At 57.7% G+C, this 22,860-nt stretch carries 21 protein-coding genes; 15 read left to right on the top strand and 6 right to left on the bottom strand.

Annotated elements, in window-relative coordinates; translation table 11 throughout:
* Window positions 1-4 precede the first annotated feature (4 nt).
* The 11 genes from ACR3E2_RS18520 to ACR3E2_RS18570 all read left to right on the top strand — a co-directional run bounded on the left by ACR3E2_RS18520 (window position 5) and on the right by ACR3E2_RS18570 (window position 12,756).
* Window positions 5-667, top strand: a complete 663-nt coding sequence (locus ACR3E2_RS18520; RefSeq protein ID WP_480483377.1) for an amino acid ABC transporter permease — start codon at window positions 5-7, stop codon at window positions 665-667.
* Window positions 664-1,386 (top strand): amino acid ABC transporter ATP-binding protein, encoded by a 723-nt coding sequence (locus ACR3E2_RS18525; protein WP_480483379.1) that lies wholly within the window; start codon window positions 664-666, stop codon window positions 1,384-1,386. Before ACR3E2_RS18520 ends, ACR3E2_RS18525 begins: the two co-directional genes overlap by 4 nt.
* Window positions 1,387-1,423: 37 nt before the next feature.
* Complete coding sequence (locus ACR3E2_RS18530) at window positions 1,424-2,383, top strand: dihydrodipicolinate synthase family protein (protein WP_480483381.1); 960 nt, start codon at window positions 1,424-1,426, stop codon at window positions 2,381-2,383.
* The gene (locus ACR3E2_RS18535; RefSeq protein WP_480483384.1) at window positions 2,374-3,306 is read left to right on the top strand and encodes a 4-hydroxyproline epimerase; all 933 of its coding nucleotides are present in this window, start codon (window positions 2,374-2,376) and stop codon (window positions 3,304-3,306) included. Before ACR3E2_RS18530 ends, ACR3E2_RS18535 begins: the two co-directional genes overlap by 10 nt.
* 66 nt (window positions 3,307-3,372) lie before the next feature.
* Window positions 3,373-4,623 carry an NAD(P)/FAD-dependent oxidoreductase gene (locus ACR3E2_RS18540; protein ID WP_480483386.1) on the top strand — a complete coding sequence of 417 codons (1,251 nt, stop codon included), beginning with the start codon at window positions 3,373-3,375 and terminating at the stop codon, window positions 4,621-4,623.
* Window positions 4,624-4,638: 15 nt separating this feature from the next.
* Window positions 4,639-5,739 (top strand): cis-3-hydroxy-L-proline dehydratase, encoded by a 1,101-nt coding sequence (locus ACR3E2_RS18545; protein ID WP_480483388.1) that lies wholly within the window; start codon window positions 4,639-4,641, stop codon window positions 5,737-5,739.
* 8 nt (window positions 5,740-5,747) lie between these two features.
* Window positions 5,748-6,773, top strand: coding sequence for a trans-3-hydroxy-L-proline dehydratase (locus ACR3E2_RS18550; protein WP_480483390.1), 1,026 nt, complete (start codon window positions 5,748-5,750; stop codon window positions 6,771-6,773).
* 226 nt (window positions 6,774-6,999) lie between these two features.
* Window positions 7,000-7,680, top strand: a complete 681-nt coding sequence (locus ACR3E2_RS18555) for a GntR family transcriptional regulator (protein WP_480483392.1) — start codon at window positions 7,000-7,002, stop codon at window positions 7,678-7,680.
* A gap of 71 nt (window positions 7,681-7,751) precedes the next feature.
* Window positions 7,752-9,266, top strand: coding sequence for an aldehyde dehydrogenase (NADP(+)) (locus tag ACR3E2_RS18560; RefSeq protein WP_480483394.1), 1,515 nt, complete (start codon window positions 7,752-7,754; stop codon window positions 9,264-9,266).
* 298 nt (window positions 9,267-9,564) lie between these two features.
* A complete protein-coding gene (locus tag ACR3E2_RS18565) occupies window positions 9,565-10,491 on the top strand; it encodes a FecR family protein (protein WP_480483396.1) in 927 nt (308 codons plus the stop codon).
* Between the two features lie 45 nt (window positions 10,492-10,536).
* Window positions 10,537-12,756, top strand: a complete 2,220-nt coding sequence (locus ACR3E2_RS18570; RefSeq protein ID WP_480483398.1) for a CHASE2 domain-containing protein — start codon at window positions 10,537-10,539, stop codon at window positions 12,754-12,756.
* Between the two features lie 83 nt (window positions 12,757-12,839).
* On the opposite strand, the gene ACR3E2_RS18575 is transcribed toward ACR3E2_RS18570, so the two are convergent.
* From ACR3E2_RS18575 to ACR3E2_RS18600, 6 genes are all read right to left on the bottom strand, one after another.
* Window positions 12,840-13,835: an ABC transporter ATP-binding protein gene (locus ACR3E2_RS18575; protein WP_480483400.1), complete on the bottom strand. Its 996-nt coding sequence runs from the start codon at window positions 13,833-13,835 to the stop codon at window positions 12,840-12,842.
* On the bottom strand, window positions 13,832-14,866 hold the full coding sequence (locus ACR3E2_RS18580; protein WP_480483403.1) for a Gfo/Idh/MocA family protein: 1,035 nt from the start codon (window positions 14,864-14,866) through the stop codon (window positions 13,832-13,834). The genes ACR3E2_RS18575 and ACR3E2_RS18580 overlap by 4 nt, the downstream gene beginning before the upstream one ends.
* Window positions 14,863-15,702 (bottom strand): carbohydrate ABC transporter permease, encoded by an 840-nt coding sequence (locus ACR3E2_RS18585; RefSeq protein ID WP_267366204.1) that lies wholly within the window; start codon window positions 15,700-15,702, stop codon window positions 14,863-14,865. Before ACR3E2_RS18585 ends, ACR3E2_RS18580 begins: the two co-directional genes overlap by 4 nt.
* Before the next feature lie 12 nt (window positions 15,703-15,714).
* Window positions 15,715-16,629: a carbohydrate ABC transporter permease gene (locus ACR3E2_RS18590; protein ID WP_267366203.1), complete on the bottom strand. Its 915-nt coding sequence runs from the start codon at window positions 16,627-16,629 to the stop codon at window positions 15,715-15,717.
* Between the two features lie 66 nt (window positions 16,630-16,695).
* Window positions 16,696-17,949 carry an ABC transporter substrate-binding protein gene (locus ACR3E2_RS18595; protein ID WP_480483405.1) on the bottom strand — a complete coding sequence of 418 codons (1,254 nt, stop codon included), beginning with the start codon at window positions 17,947-17,949 and terminating at the stop codon, window positions 16,696-16,698.
* Between the two features lie 24 nt (window positions 17,950-17,973).
* Complete coding sequence (locus tag ACR3E2_RS18600; RefSeq protein ID WP_480483407.1) at window positions 17,974-18,861, bottom strand: N-acetylmuramic acid 6-phosphate etherase; 888 nt, start codon at window positions 18,859-18,861, stop codon at window positions 17,974-17,976.
* Between the two features lie 166 nt (window positions 18,862-19,027).
* Here ACR3E2_RS18600 and ACR3E2_RS18605 point away from each other — a divergent pair, with 166 nt between their 5' ends.
* Genes ACR3E2_RS18605 through nagA form a run of 4 tightly spaced genes read left to right on the top strand, consistent with a single transcriptional unit; the run spans window position 19,028 to window position 22,846 of the window.
* Window positions 19,028-19,906 (top strand): glucosamine kinase nucleotide-binding domain-containing protein, encoded by an 879-nt coding sequence (locus ACR3E2_RS18605; RefSeq protein ID WP_480483409.1) that lies wholly within the window; start codon window positions 19,028-19,030, stop codon window positions 19,904-19,906.
* Complete coding sequence (locus tag ACR3E2_RS18610; RefSeq protein ID WP_209507520.1) at window positions 19,903-20,658, top strand: GntR family transcriptional regulator; 756 nt, start codon at window positions 19,903-19,905, stop codon at window positions 20,656-20,658. Before ACR3E2_RS18605 ends, ACR3E2_RS18610 begins: the two co-directional genes overlap by 4 nt.
* Window positions 20,659-20,687: 29 nt before the next feature.
* On the top strand, window positions 20,688-21,716 hold the full coding sequence (locus tag ACR3E2_RS18615) for an SIS domain-containing protein (RefSeq protein ID WP_480483411.1): 1,029 nt from the start codon (window positions 20,688-20,690) through the stop codon (window positions 21,714-21,716).
* On the top strand, window positions 21,713-22,846 hold the full coding sequence (gene nagA / locus ACR3E2_RS18620; protein ID WP_480483413.1) for an N-acetylglucosamine-6-phosphate deacetylase: 1,134 nt from the start codon (window positions 21,713-21,715) through the stop codon (window positions 22,844-22,846). The genes ACR3E2_RS18615 and nagA overlap by 4 nt, the downstream gene beginning before the upstream one ends.
* Window positions 22,847-22,860: the final 14 nt, after the last annotated feature.

Below are 22,860 nucleotides of genomic sequence, written 5' to 3' on the forward strand. Positions count from 1 at the left end.
ACAGATGCAACCCACTGTCAGCTTTTTCAGCGGCTTCAACATCAACGATCTGTGGTTTCTGGGCGAAGCCGCGCTGCGAACGCTCTGGATTTCAGTGCTTTCGATTTCCATTGGAACGGTTTTTGGCGTGGTGTGCGGTTGGCTTCTGTACGAGGGCAAACTGGCAGCGACCCTGACGTTGGCTCCGGTTCTGGATATTTTCCGGTCGGTCCCTCTGATCATCCAGCTGGTGCTGTTTTACAACTTTGCACCTATTGTCGGGCTCAATCTGGACCCGTTTGCCTCGGGCGTGGTGATCCTGTCCATCTACACGGCAGCACTGGTTGCGAATGTGGCGCGCGGCGGGATTGAAGCCGTTGGTGATCCGATGCGCCGCGCCGCGCGCAGCCTGGGCATGACCTATTGGCAGGATCTGCGATATGTCGTCTTCCCGATCGGAGGGCGCGCGGTGTTCCCTGCATGGGTCGGGGTCGCGCTGGGTGTGATGAAAGACAGCGCGCTGGTCTCGGTTCTGGGCTATGTTGAACTGCTGAAAGCCAGCCAGATCCTGATCACCCGCACGCAGGAACCATTCCTGATCCTGACAATCGCTGGCGCGTTCTATTTCGCGCTCAGCTATCCGATTTCGCGGTATTCCGCGTCGCTAGAAAAAAGGTGGGCCCAATGATCGAAATTCGCGACCTGCACAAATATTTCGGATCGCTGCATGTGCTGAAAGGTATCGATCTGGATGTGCAGAAAGGAGAAGTTCTGTCGGTGATCGGTGCGTCAGGCTCCGGCAAATCGACCCTTCTCTATTGCATCAACGCGCTGGAACCGATCCAGCAGGGATCGGTCAGGGTTGATGGCATTGATGTTCATGCAAAAGGCACCGACATCAACAAGCTGCGCACAAAGCTGGGGATGGTGTTCCAGCAATGGAACAGCTTTCCGCATCTGACAGCACTGGAAAACGTTGCGTTGGCCCCGAAGATTGTCAAAGGCAAGTCGAGAGACGAGGCGCGTGACATTGCCGCAAAGCAGTTGACCCATGTAGGGTTGGGCGAAAAGCTGAACGTCTTCCCCTCGGCCTTATCGGGTGGTCAGCAGCAGCGTCTTGCCATTGCCCGCGCGCTGGCGATGGAGCCGGAATACATGCTGTTTGACGAAGCAACCTCGGCGCTGGATCCTGAACTGGTGGGCGAAGTTCTCGACACGATGCGGCTTTTGGCCGAAGAAGGGATGACGATGATTTGCGTCACGCATGAGATGGGTTTCGCTCGTGATGTATCAGACCGGGTTGCTTTTTTTCATCAGGGCGTGATGGAAGAGATCGGCCCGCCCGCCCAGATTTTTAACGAAGCCCAATCTGAACACACCCGCAAATTCCTGGCGAATGTGCGATAAAAGCCCCCGCCCCAAAACAATTAGGAAGGTTACCTTCATGTCCCAGAATATCTTCACCGGCACCATGCCAGCCCTGATGACCCCCTGCAAACCGGACCGGACACCGGATTTTGACGCGCTGGTGAAAAAGGGCAAGGAAATGATCGCAGCGGGTATGTCTGCCGTGGTCTATTGCGGCTCGATGGGCGACTGGCCTCTCTTGTCGGATGCCGAACGGATGGAAGGTGTCGAACGTCTGATCGCGGCCGGACTGCCCGTTGTCGTCGGCACAGGTGCGATAAATTCGAAATCCGCCGTGGCGCTTGCCGCGCATGCGCAAAAGGTTGGAGCGGCAGGGCTTATGGTGATCCCGCGTGTATTGTCGCGTGGATCGTCCATCGCGGCGCAGCGTAATCATTTCAAAGCGATCCTGTCGGCCGCACCTGATATTCCGGCAATCATCTATAACAGCCCGGTTTACGGCTTCGCGACGCGCGCCGATCTGTTCCTGGAATTGCGCGCAGATCATCCCAACCTGGTTGGGTTCAAGGAATTCGGTGGCAAAAGCGATCTGCGCTATGCGGCGGAACACATTACCTCGAAGGATGATCAGGTTACACTGATGGTTGGTGTGGACACCGAGGTCTACCATGGCTTCGTCAATTGCGGCGCCACCGGTTCGATCACAGGGATTGGCACTGCCCTGCCGAAAGAAGCACTGCTGCTGGCTGCCCTGTGCCAGAAAGCGGCGGCCGGTCATGCCGAAGCGCGCCTGCGCGCGCGGGAACTGGAAGAGGCCTTTGGTGTGCTGGCCAGCTTTGACGAGGGCACCGATCTGGTGCTGTATTACAAACACCTGCTGGTCCTGAACGGCGAAGAGGAATACCGTTTGCACTTCAACGAAACCGACGAGTTGACAGATGCCCAGCGCAACTATTGCGAACAGCAATACGACCTGTTCCGCACTTGGTTTACTGATTGGTTCGGCCAGGGCGGAGTCATTGCTGAATGCATGTGATTGACAGTCACACAGGAGGAATGCCTACGCGGGTGATCCTCGACGGCGGCCCCGATCTGGGGTCCGGCCCGCTGGCCGAGCGTGCACGACGCTTGGCCAGCGAGCATGAGGTGTTCTACAAATCCATCTTGCTGGAGCCGCGTGGGCAGCCCGGAATGGTGGGGGCGCTTCTGGTCGCGCCCGAAGATCCAGGGTGTGAGACCGGCGTGATCTATTTTGATGCGGATGCAGTTCTTGGCATGTGCGGGCATGGCACCATCGGTCTGGGCGTCACTCTGGCACATATGGGCAGAATCCGGCCGGGCACGCATCGGGTTGAAACTCCGGTCGGTGTCGTCTCGGTGGATTTACTGGACGCCAATACCGTACGCGTCACAAATGTCGAGAGCCGTCGCGTGCGGGCAGCAGTGCAGATTGAGGTTGGCGGCTATGGGTCGATAACCGGCGATCTTGCCTTTGGCGGAAATTGGTTCTTCATTGTTGATCCCAGCCCAATCCCGGTGAACCCGGGAAACATTCGGGCGATGACCGATCTGACCATCACCATACGCGAAGCCTGCATCGCACAGGGCGTGCATGGCGAAAACGGAGAACTGGTCGACCATGTGATCCTTCAGGATCAATCCCCCAACAAGGATGTTCACAGCCGCAACTTTGTACTGTGCCCGGACAATCAATATGACCGGTCGCCCTGCGGTACCGGCAGTTCGGCGCGCCTCGCCTGTCTGGCGGCAAACGGGGTGCTGGAAGCAGGGGAAGAGATTGTGCAGGAAAGCGTGATCGGCAGCCCCTACGTGCTGAGCTACCAACCCGGCCCGAACGGGGGTGTCATTCCCACCCTGACCGGGCAGGCGCATATCATGTCGGAAGGCAGGTTGGTTTTCGCGCCGAATGATCCGTTCCGTGATGGCATCGCGCTTTGAAGTCAAGGCCGGGGACAGACGCTGTCCGGTCCCCGACCCCGTACCACTATTTGAGAACCTGTAACCATGCAGCATGACACCAAGACGGACATAGTTGTGATCGGTGCTGGCATCATTGGCATCAGCGCTGCGCTAGAGTTGCAAAAGCGGGGAAGGCAGGTGCTTGTGCTGGACCGTGAAGGCGTTGCAGCCGAGGCGTCAAAGGGCAATGCCGGGGCCTTTGCCTTTACAGATATCGTGCCGCTTGCAACGCCTGGGATCATGCGCAAAGCGCCAAAATGGCTGCTTGATCCGTTGGGGCCTTTGTCGATCCCGCCCGCTTATGCGCTGAGTATTGCACCGTGGATGCTCCGGTTCTGGCGGGCCAGTTGGCGCGATCGTTATGCAGCCTCACTATCCGCACAAGCCGCGCTGATGAACCACAGCCGTGCGGCGCTGGAGCGTCAGATCGAGCATGTAGACGGCGAGGCGCTGATGCAGCGCGAAGGCCAGTTGCAGTTGTTCGAGAGTGAGGGCGAATTCCGTGCCAGCCTGCCCACCTGGAACCTGCGCAAGGACCATGGCATCCCGTTTGATCTTCTGGACAGCCCGGATGCTATTGCCGAAATTCAGCCCGGGCTGAACCGGCGATTTACCCATGCGGGTTTTACCTCGACATGGATGAATACCGTCGACCCTGCCCGCTGGACCGAGCATCTGGCGGCACAGTTCATCGCGCGCGGTGGGCAGGTAAAGATCGCAGGGATCACGGCACTGAAACCAACCGATGACGGCGTGCGCCTTGACACGGACAACGGCGACATTTCGGCAGGTCAGGTGATTGTTGCCGCCGGAGCCTGGTCACACCAGCTGGCCAAGACCCTGGGGGATCATATCCCGCTTGAGACCGAGCGGGGTTATAACACGACCCTGCCCGAAGGCGCTTTTGACCTGCGCACTCATCTGACCTTTGGGGGGCATGGGTTTGTGGTAACCCGGATCAACGGCGGCGTGCGCATCGGCGGTGCAGTCGAACTGGGTGGATTGAAGCTGGCCCCGAATTACCGGCGCGCTGACACGTTGCTGGCCAAGGCCGGGCGCTTCATGCCAGACCTGAACCTGGAAGGCGGCACGCAATGGATGGGCTTTCGCCCATCACTGCCTGACAGCCTGCCAGTGATTGACCGATCTTCGCGCGCACCACACGTACTTTATGCCTTTGGCCATGGTCATCTGGGGCTGACCCAATCCGCAGGCACGGCCGAACTGGTGGCCGATCTGGTCACTGACGCCAAGCCGGTGCTCGATATGTCACCTTTCTCATCCACACGCTTCTAATCTGGAGAACACCTTATGAAAATCACCGGGCTGAACGTATATCAGGTGGATCTGCCGCTGAAAGAAGGCCGCTATAGCTGGTCCAACGGCAATTTTGTCGAAGTGTTTGACAGCACCGTTCTGGAAATCATCACAGATGAAGGGTTGAAGGGCTATGCCGAATGCTGCCCGCTTGGCTCGGCCTATCTGCCGTCTTTTGCGCTCGGCGTCCGGGCCGGGCTGGCAGAGCTGGCCCCGCATTTGATCGGGCAGGACCCACTGAATATCGGTCAGATCAACCGTACGATGGATGCGGCCTTGCGGGGTCATCCCTATGCTAAGGCTCCGGTGGATATTGCCTGCTGGGATCTGCTGGGCAAGGCCACGGACCAGCCGCTTTACACATTGCTGGGGGGCGCTGCGCAGGATGATGTGGTGCTTTATCGCGCGATCAGTCAGGAAGCTCCCGAGATCATGGCCAAAAAGATCGAAGGCTATGCTGCCGAAGGCTACACCAAGTTTCAGCTCAAGGTGGGTGGCGAGGCCAATGACGACATCGACCGTATCCACGCCACCCGCGCCGTTCTGAAAAAGACGGACCTGCTTGTAGCAGACGCCAATACCGGCTGGACCCGGCACGAGGCCGCACGCGTGGTGGGCGCGATTTCGGGTCTGGATGTCTATGTGGAACAGCCTTGCCTGACCTATGAGGAATGCGTGTCGATCCGCCGCCGCACCGCGTTGCCTTTCGTGATGGACGAGGTGATCGACACTCCCAACACGCTGGTCCGCGGCATTGCCGAAGACGCGATGGATGTGATCAACCTGAAGATCTCGAAAGTCGGAGGGTTGACCAAAGCCCATCTTATGCGGGACCTGTGCGTGGCGCACGGCATCCCCATGACGATCGAAGACACCTGGGGTGGTGACATCACCACCGCAGCCATTGCACATCTGGCCCGTTCAACGCCGTCCGAGTTCACATTCTCTGCCACGGATTTCAACTCTTACGGCACCGTGGACATTGCCGAGGGTGCGCCAAAGCGTGTCAACGGCCGGATGACCGCACCCGCCCGTCCGGGTCTGGGTGTTACACCGATTTTCGACGCTCTGGGCGAGCCTGTCGCACAATATTGAGAGATCCGATGCGGAGCAGCAAAACCGTTCATGTCATTTCAGCCCACGCAGAAGGTGAAGTCGGGGATGTTATCGTTGGGGGCGTTGCCCCGCCACCAGGCGACACCTTGTGGGAACAGCGCAGCTTTGTCGCGGGCGACCAGACGCTGCGCAACTTCGTTCTGAACGAACCTCGGGGCGGTGTTTTCCGTCATGTCAATCTTCTGGTGCCCCCGAAACACCCCAAGGCCGACGCGGCCTTTATCATTATGGAACCCGAAGACACACCGCCGATGTCGGGTTCGAACTCGATCTGTGTTTCAACCGTATTGCTGGATGGCGGGGTCATTCCGATGCAAGAACCAGAAACTCATATGGTGCTTGAGGCCCCGGGCGGGCTGGTTCATGTGCGGGCGGAATGCAGCGGTGGCAAAGCGCAACGCATTTTCGTGCAGAACCTGCCCAGCTTTGCCGACAAACTGTCCGTCCCACTTGAGGTACCCGGATTGGATACGATCATGGTTGATACCGCCTATGGGGGTGACAGTTTTGTCGTGGTCGATGCACAGGCGTTGGGATTCGAGATTGTCGAACATGAGGCCCGTGACATTGCCCGATTGGGGGTGAAGATCACCAATGCAGCCAATGAACAGCTTGGGTTTTCGCATCCTGAAAACCCGGATTGGGACCATATCTCATTCTGTGCTTTCTGCGGCCCGATCAGCGAGACCGAAACCGGATTGACCGGCAAATCTGCCGTGGCGATCCAACCCGGCAAGGTTGATCGGTCGCCTACAGGTACAGCGGTTTCCGCGCGCATGGCGCTGATGGCAGCAAAAGGGTTGATGTCGTTGGGTCAGACGTTCGAGGCGGTCTCGATCATCGGATCACGGTTCACCGGTCGGATTGTCGATACCACCGAAGTGGCGGGCCGTGCCGCGATTGTCCCCGAAATCAGTGGGCGCGGCTGGATCACCGGCATTCACCAACACATGCTTGACCCGGATGACCCCTGGCCTGGCGGGTATCGCTTGTCGGACACTTGGGGCGTCTGACTAAACAGTGCATTGGCCGTGCCCACTCTCAGGGACAGGCAGTTACAGAAGTTTCCATTCGCTCTTGGTCTTACCGTGTTGTCTCAGCAGGGTTGAATCACCATGGATATTGGATGCATTATCAAGCGGAGTGTCCTAAATCAGCTTTCTGGGTGGCCGAGTCGCGGCTCAGCTTGGAATAACGCCGGTAACCGGTAGCTGTACCCAAACAAGTGGCAGGAAAGATATGGCAGGAAAGCGCGCGATAACCAAGCAAAGCCTACCAGATGTCATCGCGAACGATCTTCGTGAACGTATTCTGAACGGTGAACTTGCCGAAGGTGAAGCTATTCGTCAGGAAGCTCTGGCCGAAGAATACGACGTATCTCGGATGCCCATCCGCGAAGCCCTAAAGCGTCTGAACGCTGAAGGCCTGATTCAATGGGCCAATAATCGGGGCGGATCAGTTACCAAACACTCATTGAACGAGATTGGAGAAATATTCGACCTTCGAATGCTTATTGAAGTCGATCTTTTCCGCAGAGCCATTCCGCAGATGACATCTGCCGACTTTGCACGATGCAACGAGATATTGACGCAGATGGAAGCGTCTTATGACGAGAATGACGTCAGCAAGTGGGGGATCCTGAACTACCAATACCACTCCGCCCTTTACGCGGCGTCGCAGAGGAAACTGACGAATGAATTGCTGGACCGCGTCAATCTGCAATCAGACCGCTATGTCCGAATGCATTTGAGCGTGATGAAGCAGCGGGAACCCGCGAAAAAAGAGCATCGAGAGCTGTTGAAACTGGCGCAAGCAGGGAACGTTGACGAAGCCTGTAACATGCTGATGCGGCACATCCGGCGAACAAAGGAACAGCTGCTGGAGATGATCGTAGCAAAACGCGCCATGGAGGAGACCTAACAGGACGCTTGATTGTCTCTCTTAATTGGATACATTATCCATAGCTTCAGAATCGTAAATATGGAACCTTCATGACCTGCTCCCCCCATGGTAAGCACCTCATCGCTGGAAACTGGCTTTCAGGTGACACGTTTTTTCAGTCACAGCCCGCTTTTGGACCGTCACACAGTTTTTCGGTGGGGCGCCTTCAGGATGTTGATGCGGCTGCGGAAGCTGCCGAAGAAGCGTTCTGGAGCTATGGTTTTTCGACCCGGGAAGACCGCGCGGCATTTCTGAATACCATCGCGGATGAGATCGAAGCCCGCGCCGAGGCGATTACTGAAATCGGTTCGCAGGAAACCGGCCTGCCCGAGGCCCGTCTGCAAGGAGAGCGGGGTCGCACATCGGGCCAACTTCGCTTGTTTGCCACTCATATTCTGAGTGGTGAGTATCTGGATCGGCGCCACGACAGCCCGTTGCCAGACCGCTCGCCGCTGCCGCGCCCGGATCTGAAAATGATCCAGCGCCCTATTGGCCCTGTCGCCGTATTCGGTGCTTCGAATTTCCCTTTGGCCTTTTCAACCGCAGGCGGTGACACCGCGGCCGCCTTGGCTGCTGGGTGCCCCGTTGTCGTAAAAGGGCACAGCGCCCATCCGGGCACCGGTGAGATCATAGCCGAGGCCATACATTCTGCCATCGAACGCTGCAAAATTCATCCCGGTGTTTTCAGTCTGATTCAGGGGGGTGACCGGACAGTAGGTTCCGCTTTGGTGCAACACCCGCTGATCAGGGCTGTCGGGTTCACTGGCTCATTGGCTGGTGGTCGGGCACTGTTCGATCTGTGTGCCGCGCGTCCTGAACCAATCCCGTTTTTCGGTGAACTTGGCTCGGTCAACCCGATGTTCATTCTCGATGCTGCGCTGACGAACCGGGGCGACAACATTGCTCAGAACTGGGCTGGGTCGCTGACCATGGGCGCAGGCCAGTTCTGTACCAACCCCGGGGTCGCCGTAATGCTGGCGGGTGCAGCAGCGGACCGCTTCGCTGAGACCGCGCGAACCGCCCTGTCGGAGACACCCGCGCAAACCATGCTGACCGACGGCATCGCCGACGCTTATCGAGCCGGTCAGGCAAGGATCGCCAATATAGCAGATGTGCAGGAGGTTCTGAGCTCGATGTGTGATCAACGCACCGCGTCCCCTTACCTGTATCGCACCAATGCTGTGAACTGGCTGGCAAACGAAACCCTTGGTGAAGAGGTTTTTGGCCCGTTGGGGGTTATCGTAACTGCCGAAACGCCTGAAGAAATGCGGGCCGTCGCGCACAGTCTGCAAGGTCAGCTGACCTGCACCCTGCATATGGATGATGCGGACATGGACACCGCGCGTTCCCTGATGCCGATCCTCGAGCGCAAGGCCGGGCGTGTGCTGGCCAATGGCTTTCCCACGGGCGTCGAGGTCTGCGACAGTATGGTGCATGGCGGCCCCTACCCCGCTTCGACCAATTTCGGTGCTACCTCTGTCGGCACATTGTCAATCCGGCGGTTTTTAAGACCCGTGTGTTACCAGAACATGCCGGACGCATTGTTGCCCGAACAATTCCTCTGAGTTTTAGGATAAACACATCCATAACGTCATGGCTCATCGCGGGGCAAGCGATGAGCCGGGTGCCCATTGCTCTCATTTGATGGAGGCTACACTTCGGCCTGTTAAGTGGGGAGGCTCACGTCGGACTTAACGCAGAAATTCACGATCAAAAAATCTCTTGCTACAAATACACACCATAATGCATAAATATTGCTAGCATTTTAGAGTAATTGAATAAGAATAACACATTTCTGGGGGCAAAAATCGAGCTTGGCGCGCTTCGCGCTTACTTAGACCCGTTGGGGGAAGGGGCTATGGTTTGGCTTGGTTAAAGATTGTGTTGGTTGTATTTGTTGTCGCGCTCATGCCGGTGCAGGCCCTTGCCAACATCGGAACTGTCATCAGCGCCAAACAAGGCGCTCAGATCATTCGCGCCGGAAACACTCAGCCTGTCATTTCAGGAATGGATGTGGTGTCGGGCGATACGATTTCTACAGATCACAGCGGTTTGGTTCAGATCGTTTTTGTGGATGAAACCAAAATTGCCGTTGGCCCCAATGCGCATATGGTGTTGGACGTGACCATGCTGCGCGGCAACCGAAAGGCCAAAAGCTTTGCCGTGCAAGCACTTGGTGGCAGCTTTCGATTCATTTCCGGCAAGAGCAGAAAAAGAGCCTATTCGATCAAGACCCCGACTGCGACAATGGCAGTTCGTGGCACAACCTTCGACATGTGGGTCGTATCACAAACCCAAAGCGCAATGCTTGTCCTGCACGGGACGGTTCAAATGTGCAGTGCACAGGGGTCTTGCAGGTCCACAGGCCGCGTATGCAGCATGTATGCCACCAGTGGAGGCGGAGCAGTCGGGCGACCTGCTGATCAGGCGCAGTATGACCAGGCGCTGAAATCTGGTTTCCCTTTTGTTCAGTCGCAGGAAGGCCTGCTGCCTCCTTTGCAGGTACGTGTTGAGGGGTGTTCTGGCGAAGGTGCGCCCGTGCAACAGGCCAAAATCGACAGGGCCGACATTCGCAGAACTGCGCCCCAGCCGCGCCCAGTCAGCGTCGCAGCGCCGCCAACCCCCCCGTCAAACCCAGAGCCAGAAGTAGAACCAGAACCGGAGCCGGAAGAACCAGAACCAGAACCAGAACCGGAAGAGCCTGATCCGGAACCCGAAGAACCTGATCGAGAGGAACCAGGTCAGGAAGGTCCTGAGCAGCAAGAATCAAATAGTGAGCTGTTCCGGTAGCGTTGTCGAAAAAGCGGAAATGGACTCACTTGTCCGGAGAACGACGTGAGCGACGAAAAGCGCAAAACCAGGACGGGGAAATGGGCGTTCCGCCTTGTCGGATTGTGTCTGATCCTTGTGGGTTGTTTCATCCGGGTCATGGATCCCTATCCGGTGCGAATGACCCGTCTGATCTATTTCGACGTTCTGCAAAGGTCATCCCCGCGTGAGTTCAATCCTGACCTCCCCATACGGGTTGTAGATATTGACGAGGCCTCTCTGGCCAATTGGGGGCAATGGCCCTGGCCTCGAACACTGGTGGCGCAGATCGTTCAAAATCTGGGTGAATATGGCGCTGCGGCCATCGCATTTGATATGTTGTTCGCTGAGCCTGACCGGTTTTCCCCCTCACGGCTTTTGAACGATCCGTCTTTGGCAGGGGTTCTCACAGTGGAACGGCACGCTCGGAAGCTCGACAATGATGTCTTGCTTGGGATGGAAATCGCTTATTGGCCGGTCGTTCTTGGGACTGCCGCACGTTTGTCTGCTGAAGGAAACCCCATCACTGCAAAAGCAGGTATCATTGAGTTCGGGGAAAATCCCGCCGCGGGTCTAATTTCAGTTCCTCATTGGACGCCAATTGCGCCTCCGTTGGACCGGACTGCGGCAGGTATTGGTGGGGTCAACGTCTCGCCCATCGGCGGAACCGGTATCATGCGCCGCGTGCCGGTTCTTTGGCGCGGGCCAGATGGGCTGTTACCGGGTCTGTCAATTGAAGCCCTGAGAGTTGCCTTGGGTGAAACCAATATCGTAGCCGAAGGTGCGCAGGACGAAACAGGCATCATGTTGGCGGTTGAGGTCGGGGGATACCGGATACCAACGACAGAAAACGGCGAGATTTGGCTGAGATACCGGCGCGATGCGCCCGAGCTGTATATCTCGGCCAACGATATCCTCAAAGGTTCGGATGATGCGGACGTTCGGGCGGAAGTTGAGGGGCGGATCATCCTGATCGGAACGTCGGCTGCCGGTTTATTCGATATGCACCAGACGGCGCTTGGGGAAAGCGTTCCCGGTGTTTCGATTCATGCCCAGGTTCTGGAACAGGTGTTGACCAACGAAATGCTAAGTCGCTCGGACGTGACCGCAGCGCAGGAAATGCTTGCCTTCGCCTTTCTCGGGCTTGTCGTGATTGCCGTCATGTCCAGTTTCGGTGCGGTTGCATCTTTCATTGCAGGCGGTGTCGCCGCCGCTGCCGTTCTGACAATCAGTTGGCTGGTTTTTCAAAACCAGTCGGTACTGTTCGACGCCACATTTCCGCTTGTCGGTGGCATAGCAAATTTCGGGCTGCTGGCAGGATATCTTTTCCTGTCTACCGAACGGGAAAAGCGCAAAATCCGGAAAGTCTTCTCTCATTACGTCGCCCCGGAAATCCTTGATGAGATGGAAGCCACCGGGCATCAGCTGCATTTGGGAGGAGAGACGCAGGATATCACGGTGATGTTTTCCGACATCCGGGGTTTCACACCTCTGTCTGAATCCGCATCTGCCACCGAGCTGGTCTCACTGCTGAATGCGCTTTTTTCCAGTATCGGCGATCAGATACTGGCTGAACGGGGAACCATCGACAAGTTTATCGGCGACGCCGTTATGGCGTTCTGGAATGCGCCTCTGCCTGTCGCTGACCACCCGTGCCGGGCTTCATTAGCCGCGCTGAAAATGCGGCGAGCTTTGGCAGAGTTCAATGAATCCGACATCATGCGAAACCGCCCCCCTATCGCGCTGGCAACGGGGCTTGCCACCGGGCAGGCCTGCGTCGGCAATATCGGCTCGCAGAAACGGTTCAACTACACGGTTATCGGTGACGTCGTGAATGTCTCAGCACGGATCGAACAATGCTGTCGAACAGTCGACTATGACATCGTCGTTTCCAACGGTGTCCATGAAATCACGAATGGGGAGCTGGCCATGTTAGAGGCCGGGCATGTTGATCTGAAAGGCAAAGCCAACCCGGAACCCGTCTTTGTTTTGGTGGGCGATCAGGCCCTGTTGCAAACAGCGGCATTCCAGGATCTCAGGGCTGCACATGCGGAGCTGATTTTGGCGATCACAAATCGACATCCAAACAGCTTGGTCAAGACCTTGTGCCTACAGTGCGAAAATCTGGCTGAAGACATCGAGCCCGGCTTGCGTCAGTTCTACAGGGCGCTGCCCGGTCGTGCCGCTGACTTCCGGTCGAACCTACCATCCGGGCAATTTATGTTCACACGCCACAATCTTGGTTAACCAGTCACGTTTTCCGGCGCTTGCCCTCTTTGGGTCACGCTCACACCGGAACAAACTGATGCAAGACGGGCTGAAAATTATCGTTACTGTAATCTCTGCCCGTCATTCCCGAAGTAATATGCACGGTTGGGATCAAATCCGAATTGTACATCGTCACCTGGGGCAATTGCGTGCTGGCCAAACAATCGGACCGTGATTGGCACATTGCTGGTTTGCAGAATGACATTGGTATCACCGCCCAACTGCTCAACATGCGAAACGGTGCCGGCGATCGGTCCGCCGCTTTCCAGGCGGATGTCCTCCGGGCGCAACCCCAGTTCGCGCGCATCGCCCGGGGTCAGGTTGTCCGCAGGCAGAAAATTCATGGACGGTGAACCAAGAAAGCCCGCGACAAAGCGGTTTGCCGGGTTGTTGTACAGCTCCATCGGGCTGCCGACCTGTTCCACCCGTCCGTCGCGCAGCACCACAATCTTGTCGGCCAGTGTCATCGCTTCTGTCTGATCGTGCGTGACATAAATCATCGAGGCCGAGAGTTGCCTGTGCAGATTTGCGATCTCGATCCGGGTGTTCATGCGCAAAGCAGCATCAAGATTGGAGAGCGGTTCGTCGAACAGGAACAGCTTGGGTTGGCGCACGATGGCGCGACCGATGGCAACACGCTGGCGCTGCCCCCCCGACAGTTCGGATGGGTAGCGGTCAAGATAGGGCTCCAACCCCAGCATCCGGCTCGCCTCCGCGACCCGCTCGTCGATCACGGCTTTCGGCTGGCGTTCCTGTTTCAGGGCAAGGGTCAGGTTGCCGCGTACATTCAGGTGCGGATAAAGCGCGTAACTCTGGAACACCATGGCGATGCCACGTTTCGAGGGCGGGGTCAGATTGACCTGCTCGCCAGCAATTCTGATCTCACCCGATGTCGCGTCTTCAAGCCCTGCAATAACGCGCAGAAGAGTGGACTTACCGCATCCGGAGGGACCGACAAAAACCACAAACTCGCCGTCCTCAACCTCAAGATTGATGTCCTTCAGGACCTCTACATTGCCAAAGGATTTGTGAATGTTTTTCAGTGAAAGGGCGGTCATTGGCGGGTCTCCTCAAGAGAAACGGGTTGGCCAGTGCGGATGCTCTGATCAGCGGCCAGGCAGATGGCAAGGGATTGTACGGCGTCGGACATATGGCGGGTCAGGTCGATATCCTCGGCGATGGCGCGCAGCATATAGGCTTGTTCAGCATCGCACAGTTCCTGATGGCCGGGCTCATCAGGCATGTCGATAATCCTGTCGCCCTGCGGCGTGTGAACCAGAAGGCCACCAACCTTGGTGTGACCATCGATGTCCGCTGACGCGCCCTTGTTTCCGTCGGTAATCGAAACAGACCCGTTGGGCGACACGATGTCCTTCACGAAAAACGCGGTTTCGGACATCATCGGACCCCAACCAGCCTCGTACCACCCGACCGAACCGTCGTCGAACACGACCTGAAACTGGCCGTAATTGTACATGTCAGGCGCGATTTCATCCGACAGGCGCAGACCCATGCCATGAACGCGAAGGGGGTTTGCGTCGGTGATCTGGCACATCACATCGACATAGTGCACACCGCAATCCACGATGGGCGACGTGGTCTGCATCAGGGCCTTGTGCGTCTCCCACTCAGAGCCCGAGGATTGTTGATTCAGGTTCAGACGGAACACATAGGGGCCACCCAGAGTGCGAGCCTCGGCGATCAGACGCATCCAGGATGGGTGGTGGCGCAGGATATAGCCCACCACCAGCTTACGGTTTAGCCGCGTTGCTGTTTCGACCACACGCTGCGCATCGGCAACGTTGGTGGCGAGCGGTTTTTCGACAAACACATGCGCACCCGCCTCCATCGCGGCGCAGGCGTAATCCGCGTGACTGTCCGAGTAGGTCGCAATCACAACCAGATCGGGTTTGGTTTCGGTCAGAGCGGCCTCAAAACTTGAATACACCGGATAGCGCGTCAGATCAGGGTGATCTACGCGGCCGGATCGGTTCACCAACCCGACAATCTGCGCGTCCGGGTGATGGAGATGTGCCAACGCATGGCTCAGCCCCATGTTCCCAAGGCCTGCGATCAGGACGCGGGTCATTTCACCGCTCCTGACGTGATGCCGCGAATGAGCTGTCGCGAGAAGATCACATAGAGGATCAGCACCGGCAGGATCGCCATTGAAAGGGCTGACAGGACCGCGTTCCAGTCTGTCACAAACTGACCGATGAAGACCTGGCTTCCCAGCGTCAGTGTCTTGGTCTCTTCCGCGGGGGCCAAGATCAGCGGAAACCACAGATCGTTCCAGATCGGGATCATGTTGAATACGGCAACCGTTGCCATTGCCGGACGCACCAGCGGCAACACAAGCCGAAAGAAGATTGTGTATTCACTAAGGCCGTCAATGCGGCCCGCATTCTTGAGGTCGTCACTCACCTGTTTCATGAACTCACTGAGGATGAACACCGCCAAGGGCAGGCCCTGCGCCGTATAGACAAGGATCAGCGCCCACAGGGTGTTCACCAGCCCGGTCGCCACCATCATTTCCAGGATGGCCACAGTGCCGATGCGGATCGGGATCATGATTCCAAGCGCCAGGTACAGACCCATAAGCATGTTGCCCTTGAACCGGTACTCACTCAGCGCATAAGCCGCCATTGCGCCAAACAGCAGGACCAAAGTCAGGGATGCAACGGTCACAATCAGAGAGTTTTGGAAATAAAGGAAGAAATCCCCCTGTTTCATCACTGTCTGATACCCGATCATCGAAAAACTGTCGGCATCGGGCAGCGCCAGCGGTTCGCGAAAGATCGCCTTGCGGGTCTTGAAGCTGTTGATCAGGATCACGAAAACCGGAAACAGTGCGATCAGCGTATAGAAGATCAGTGCACCATGCATCGCGAAGGTGTTTAGCGGGTTGGAGCGGGCCTTGTTCATGTCATCTGCTCCTTACAGCTGGTACCGGCGCATCCGGGTCTGGATGCCGAAAAGGTAGACACAGACACCCAGCAGGATGATTGCAAACATCGCACCAGCGATGGCCGAACCCATATGCGGATCACCCAATTGCAGCTGGAAGCCAAAGAATGTGCGATACATGAAGGTGCCAAGAATATCGGTCGAGAAGTCAGGCCCCGCCAGAGCGCCCTGTGCAGCATAGATCAGATCGAAGGCGTTGAAATTGCCGACAAATGTCAGAATTGAGATGATCCCGATCGAGGGCAGGATCAGCGGCAGCTTGATTTTCCAAAAGGCACTTGTACCGGTGATGCCATCCACTTCCCCGGCTTCCAGGATTTCCTCAGGGATCGATAGCAAGGCCGCGTAAATCAGCATCATTGGGATACCGACAAACTGCCAGACCGAAATCAGCGCCAGAGTGGTCAAAGCGTATTCCTCCTTTCCCAACCACGGGGCAAAGAGGGATTTCAACCCAACCGCATCCAGCATCGAAGGAGCGATGCCCCAGATGGGCGACAGGATCAGTTTCCATGCAAATCCGACGATCACAAAGCTCAGGATTGTCGGAATGAAGATCGCCGACCGATAGAGCACCGCAAATCGCAGGCGCGGATGGCTGAGCAGCGCTGCCAGCGCGATGCCGATGGGGTTCTGCACCAGCATGTGAATCAGAAAGAACCAGAAATTGTTGCCCAGCGCATTCCAGAACTGTTCCGACCAGATCGGATCGAAAAACAGCGTTTGAAAGTTCTGCAGTCCAACAAAAACGCGGCTCTGGTCGACCTCAGAGTAAAGGGCCAGACGGAGCGTGTTGAACAGGGGAAAGATCATCACCGCTGTGTAGACAAGCACGGCTGGTGCCAGAAACACGACGATATGCCAGCGGATGCGGGGGCGGGTCATGGGGAGCGCTTTCAATGGAATGCCAGGCGTACCCGGGCAACTCATGCTGCCCGGGTATGGTTCAGCTTACTGATGTGGTGCATACCACGAGGCGAGGCCCGCCTGTAGTTTTGCACCCAGCTCTTCAGGCGACTTGGCACCTTTGATCGCGGCAACGGATGCGCCCCAGGTCTCGTTCTCGAGGTTTGGTGTGCCGCGCGACAGGATTTGATAGGTCGAGCGGATGGTCGATTCACATTCTTCACGCCAGCCGACAATTTCCTTGGCCAGCGGGTCCTGCAACTCGACCGGAGTGCTCGACAGCGGGAAGAAGCCGGGAAGAGCGTTGCCGAAGATTTCAGCAAACTCGGGGCTTGCGACCCAGGTCAGGAATGTTTCAGCGGCCTCAGGATTCTTTGTGGCCGCGTTCATGCCGATGCCAATATCCGTGTGGTCCGAGATATAGCAGGTGTCACCTGCGTTCTGAACCGGCGGCTTGAAAGCGCCCATTTCGAAATCGGCTTGTGCGTTGAAGCCGGAAATCTCCCATGATCCCGCAGGATAGATGGCTGCGCGGCCCAAAGTGAAGATGTTCTGGCTGTCGGGATAGGTCTGTGCTTCGTACCCGTCACCCAGATACGCACCCCAGCGGGCCAGCGTTGCATAAGGGGCTGTCCAGGCTTCATCGGTCAGCTTCTGTTCACCTGCGATCAACGCCTGACGACCTTCTTCACCCTTCCAGTAGTTCGGCCCGATGTTATTGTAACCCATCGTGGCAGCTTCCCATTGGTCGTTGGTACCCATCGCCATTGGGATGTAAGTGCCGTCTTCCTTGATCTTGTCCAAAGCGGCAAAGAACTCGTCTTCTGTGGTCGGCACTTCGAGGCCCAACTCGGCAAAAGCGTCCTTGTTGTAGATGAAGCCGTGAATAACCGATGCCATCGGCACGCAGAAGCTGGCCGAACCGTCATCCGTCTGCCAGGCAGACTTTGCAACGTCCGAGAAGTTGTTCATCGCCTCGACCGAGGACAGATCGGTCAGGTGACCGGCCTCATAAAGCGCCAGCGAAGCATCGAAGGGGCGGCAGGTAATCAGGTCACCGGCAGACCCCGCATCAAGTTTCGAGTTCAAAACCGCGTTGTATTCTGCCGGGGCAGACGGCGTGAACTGGACTTTGATGCCAGGATGCTTTGCTTCAAAGGCCGGGATGATCTGGTCCTGCCACAGTGTCAGGTCATCGTTACGCCAGCTTTCGATAGTCAGCGTGACGTCCTCGGCATAGGCGGCAGAGGCTAACAGCGTCCCACCAAGCAAGGCCAGTTTCAGGCTATTACGTTTCATTGTACTCTCCCATTTGGTTTGCAGTTATTTATCAGGTGTCAGTGCCGCGCTCAGAACTCCGCCCGTTTCTTTCAGGCGCACATTGGCTGCCGCCAGTGAAACGCCGCGAGCGGCGATGAGAATGGCGGATTTGGTGTCTCCTTGCGCTTCAGCCAAGGCGTTTTGGGCGGTGCCTGCATCAACTCCGGCGATCCGGGCGACGATGCCGGTCGCACGCGCCCGCAGCTTTGCGTTGTCTGCTCGCAGGTTGACCATCATGCCCTCGTGAACATGACCCAACTTGATTGCCATAAGGCTGGACAGCATGTTCAGCGCGATTTTCTGGGCTGTACCGGCGCCCATTCGGGTTGAGCCTGAAATCAGTTCAGGCGGGGTGGCAAGCAGAATCGCGTGATCGCATTGCGCCAACAGCGGGCTGCCCGGGTTGTTGGCTATCCCGATCGTGCTGGCACCCGCAGCACGCGCAAGTCGCGCGGCCTCAAGTGTATAGGGGGTGGTGCCACTGGCAGAGACAGCAATGACCGTGTCGCTGCGCATAAGCCCGGCCAGCCCTTCGACCAGCCCGTCGGTGTCATCCTCGGTTCCACCGGGCATATGCGCGGATTGCGGCAACCCTCCGGCCATCAGGATATGGACTTGGTTTTCGTCGATGCCGAAAGTACCGCCCAGTTCCATTGCATCAGCCGCAGCCATCAGCCCCGAAGACCCCGCCGCCGCGTAATACAATGAACCACCTGATGCCAGACTGCGGGCCATGGCGTCGGCACCGTCGCAAATCGCACGCAGGGCACCCTGCGGGGCACCGGCCGCTTCCTGCTGACCCCTGGACAGGGCCAGCGCCGCCTCTTCCAGCGGTCGGTTACCCAAATCGTATGCGTCCGGGTGGAGTTGTTCGGTGATGTGTGGCAGCACGTGTTTCTCCTCGTTGCCAGAAAGCATACCTATACAATACCATTTGTCCACTAATTTTTTTTCAGCCGCTATTGGCCTTATAATTCAACGTATTTTCGATCTTTCCGCCCTTATTGGATTTACTTTGGCATTTACAGTTCAACATAGGCATTATATAGGTATCATCATGCTTAGTTCGAAAAACAACCCTATCATCGCAGCAGACGGCGGCGGAACGAACTGTCGGATCGCCTATGACGATGGCCAGCAGCGACTGGTGGTCGAGGTTGGCCCCGCCAACGTCGCCAGCGATTATGACGGCGCGATTGTACGGCTGAAAGACGGCCTGAAGATGCTTGCGACCAAGCTCAGTGTTCAGCCCGAGACCCTGAAGCCGATACCGGCGTATTTTGGACTTGCGGGAGTTACAGGTGATCAGATCGCCCAGCGGGTGGCGGCGGATTTGCCGTTGGACAGTATACTGGTCGAGGATGATCGCCACCCTGCGCTGGCGGGTGCGCATCAAGCAACCGACGGTGCAATCGCCCATTGCGGAACGGGTTCGTTTCTGGCCCTGCAATCGCAAGCCGGCCGACGCTTTGCCGGTGGCTGGGGCTCTGTTCTGGGGGATGAGGCCTCTGCTCAGTGGATTGGGCGCAGAGCGCTTTCCGTTACGCTGGATGCATGGGACGGGCTGGTGCCAAAATCCAACCTGACTGAGGGCTTGCTGAACGCATTTGGCAGTACAAGCGGTATTGTCGCTTTCGCGGCCGCGGCACGACCACATGAATTCGGCCAGATCGCGCGACAGGTGACAGCGGCAGCGAGGTCAGGGGACGAACGGGCGGTTTCGCTTATGCACGAAGGTGCTGCGCATCTTTTGCAAGCACTGGAAGCAATGGGCTGGACCCCGGCCATGCCATTATGCCTGACCGGGGGTATTGGCCCTCACTATGAGGCGTATCTGCCGGATCGTGCGCGTGGCGCAGTAACAGAGCCCAATGGTGCGCCTATCGACGGGGCCATCGCGTTGGCCCGGGCTTTCCAAGTGGAGCATTCGGCATGAACGCGGCATCTTTTCTGGCTTCTGACGACTGGCTCGAGAACGGCGGCGGGCCGCGCTATGTCCGGCTGCGCCAGCGGCTGGAAGAAGGCATCGACGCTGGAGTCCTTCCCCCGAATTCCTCATTACCGCCCGAGCGCGAGATCGCCGAGATCACCGGCCTGTCCAGGGTCACCGTGCGCAAGGCCATTCAGGAACTGGTGAAACAGGGCGCAATCGTACAGCGGCAGGGTTCCGGGTCTTTCGTACGGAACGCCGCGCCGAAATTGGAACAATCGCTTTCGCATCTGACGTCTTTCAGTGAGGACATGCGCCTGCGCGGTATGGAATCAACCTCCAAGTGGTTGGAACGGGGCGTTTTTCTACCATCACCCGAGGAAACGGCGGTGCTCGGGCTGCCCGCTGACGGACAGGTGGCCCGCATTTGCCGCCTGCGAGAGGCTGGCGGGCGCCCCATGGCAGTCGAACGTGCCTCGTTGCCATTGGACATTCTGCCAAACCCGCTTGCCGTGCGCGACTCACTCTATGATCTTCTGGAAGAAAACGGCTGCCGACCTGTTCGCGCCATCCAGAAGATTTCCGCCGTTAATCTTGAGGCTGAAGATGCAGCTCTGCTTGGTGTCGCCGAAGGCGCGGCGGGGTTAAGCATCCAGCGGATTTCCCATCTGGAAGGCGGGCGCGTCGCCGAGTTCACAAAATCCAACTATCGCGGCGATGCCTATGACTTTGTGGCTGAGCTGCGACTTACTCCATGATCTGCGATTCTGATGGAAAGGCTGCCCCGATGACCCCGAAAACGACCCTGATGCGTCAGGAAATCGAAGAGATCCCTGTTGCCGTCGAGCGATTGCTCAGCAATGGCGGAGATGCCCTGAGCACAGCCGCGGACGTCGCCCGGAACGGCGGGCTGAAGTTCATGATTTCGGCGGCGCGCGGCTCTTCCGACCACGCCTGTACTTTTCTGAAATACGCAAGCGAATTGCTTCTTGGCTTGCCTATGGCATCCGTCGGCCCATCGGTCGCGTCAGTGTATGGCGCTGACCTGCATGTGGCCGGGGCGCTTTGCCTTTCTGTTTCACAATCAGGAAAAAGCCCGGATATCGTGCAGCTTACGAAAAATGCCCGAAAGGCCGGGGCCAGCACCGTAGCAATCACAAATGACCCATCTTCCCCCCTTGCACTGGCGGCTGAGGCGGCTTTGCCGCTGCACGCAGGCCCCGAGCTTAGTGTAGCGGCGACAAAGACATTCGTGACCTCGCTGGTTGCCGGGCTTTGGCTACTGGCGGAACTGAAAGGCGACAAAGATCTTCTGGCTGCGCTGCGTGGCCTGCCAAAGCACCTTGATGCCGCCACACGGTGTGACTGGGGCAAAGCGGCGGCTGCCGTCACCCAAAGCTCGCTTTATACGCTTGGTCGCGGACCAAGCGTAGCGATCTCGAACGAGGCCGCGCTGAAATTCAAGGAAACCTGCCAGATCCATGCCGAAAGTTATTCCTCGGCCGAGGTGCTGCATGGCCCTGTCTCGATCGTGGAAGGCGGATTTCCGGTTATTGCCTTTGCCGCCAATGATCCCGCAGAGCCGCTGTTGGCCGAGGTTGCCGACACGCTCGCGGCCAAAGGGGCACAGGTATTTGCCACCAGCCCAATGGTCACAAAGGCCGAGGTGCTGCCTCATGTCCGCACGGATCATTGGCTGACGGACCCGGTGGCAGCTATCGTGTCCTTTTATTCAATGGTCGAGCAGGTCGCAGTACAGCGCGGGATCAACCCGGATGCGCCACGTCACCTGCGGAAAGTGACGGAAACGGTATGAGCGGCCAGGCGACCATCTACCACGGCGGGCTTGTTTATGACGGCACCAGTTTGCATGACGGTGCCGCGCTGCGGCTGGAGGCTGGCCGCATCACCGATATTGGCGTTGACGTGAAGACAAGCGCTGGCAAGCTTGTCGATCTGCAAGGCGATATTCTGGCCCCCGGCTATGTTGACCTGCAAGTGAATGGCGGTGGCGGAGTGATGTTCAACGCCGCCCCGTCTGTCGATACACTGGCACGCATCGCCAAGGCGCACCGGACGCTTGGGGCAACCTCGATCCTTCCCACCCTGATCACGGATACCGCAGCCAAGACCCGCGCCGCCATCGAAGCGGCCAAGGCGGCGGTAGCTGCGGGTATTGCGGGGATCGCTGGCCTGCATCTTGAGGGACCACATCTTTCGGTGGCTCGGAAAGGTGCCCATGATGCAGCCCTGATCCGCCCCATGGATGACGAGGACCTGACAACGCTTGTCGCGGCAGCACAAGCGCTACCCGCATTGATGCTGACGGTTGCGCCAGAAAACGTGTCAATTGCGCAGGTGAAAGCGCTGGTCTCAGCAGGTGCCGTTGTTTCGCTGGGCCACAGTGATGCGGATTATGATACCTGCCTGTCTTATGCCGAGGCCGGTGCGTCCTGCGTCACGCATCTGTTCAACGCCATGAGTCAACTGGGCAATCGATCTCCCGGGCTTGTCGGGGCGGTTCTGGCCGCGGGTCGATTAAACGCCGGGCTAATCGCCGACGGTATTCACGTTCACCCTGAAGCCATGCGCACAGCCTGGGCCGCCAAGCGGGGCCCAGGCCGGATATTTCTGGTCAGCGATGCGATGGCGCCGGCTGGCACGGACCAGCGCATGTTCGAACTGGAAGGCCGCCGCATTTCCCGCAAAGACGGGCGTTTGACACTGGCCGATGGTACTTTGGCAGGGGCTGATCTAGATTTGACCACAGCGCTGCGTGTTCTGACCACGCAAGCCGAAGTGCCGCTGGAAGTCGCATTGGCATCCGCGACGCGTATACCCGCCGAAGTAATGGGATTATCCGACGCGGGGCGCTTAACCATAGGAAAACAATGCCCGCTGATCCGCATTGCCAGAGATCTGAGCAACGTAGACGTGCTGGTTTGAACCAGCGTCATAAG

This window comes from Ruegeria sp. AL7, from assembly GCF_056536105.1.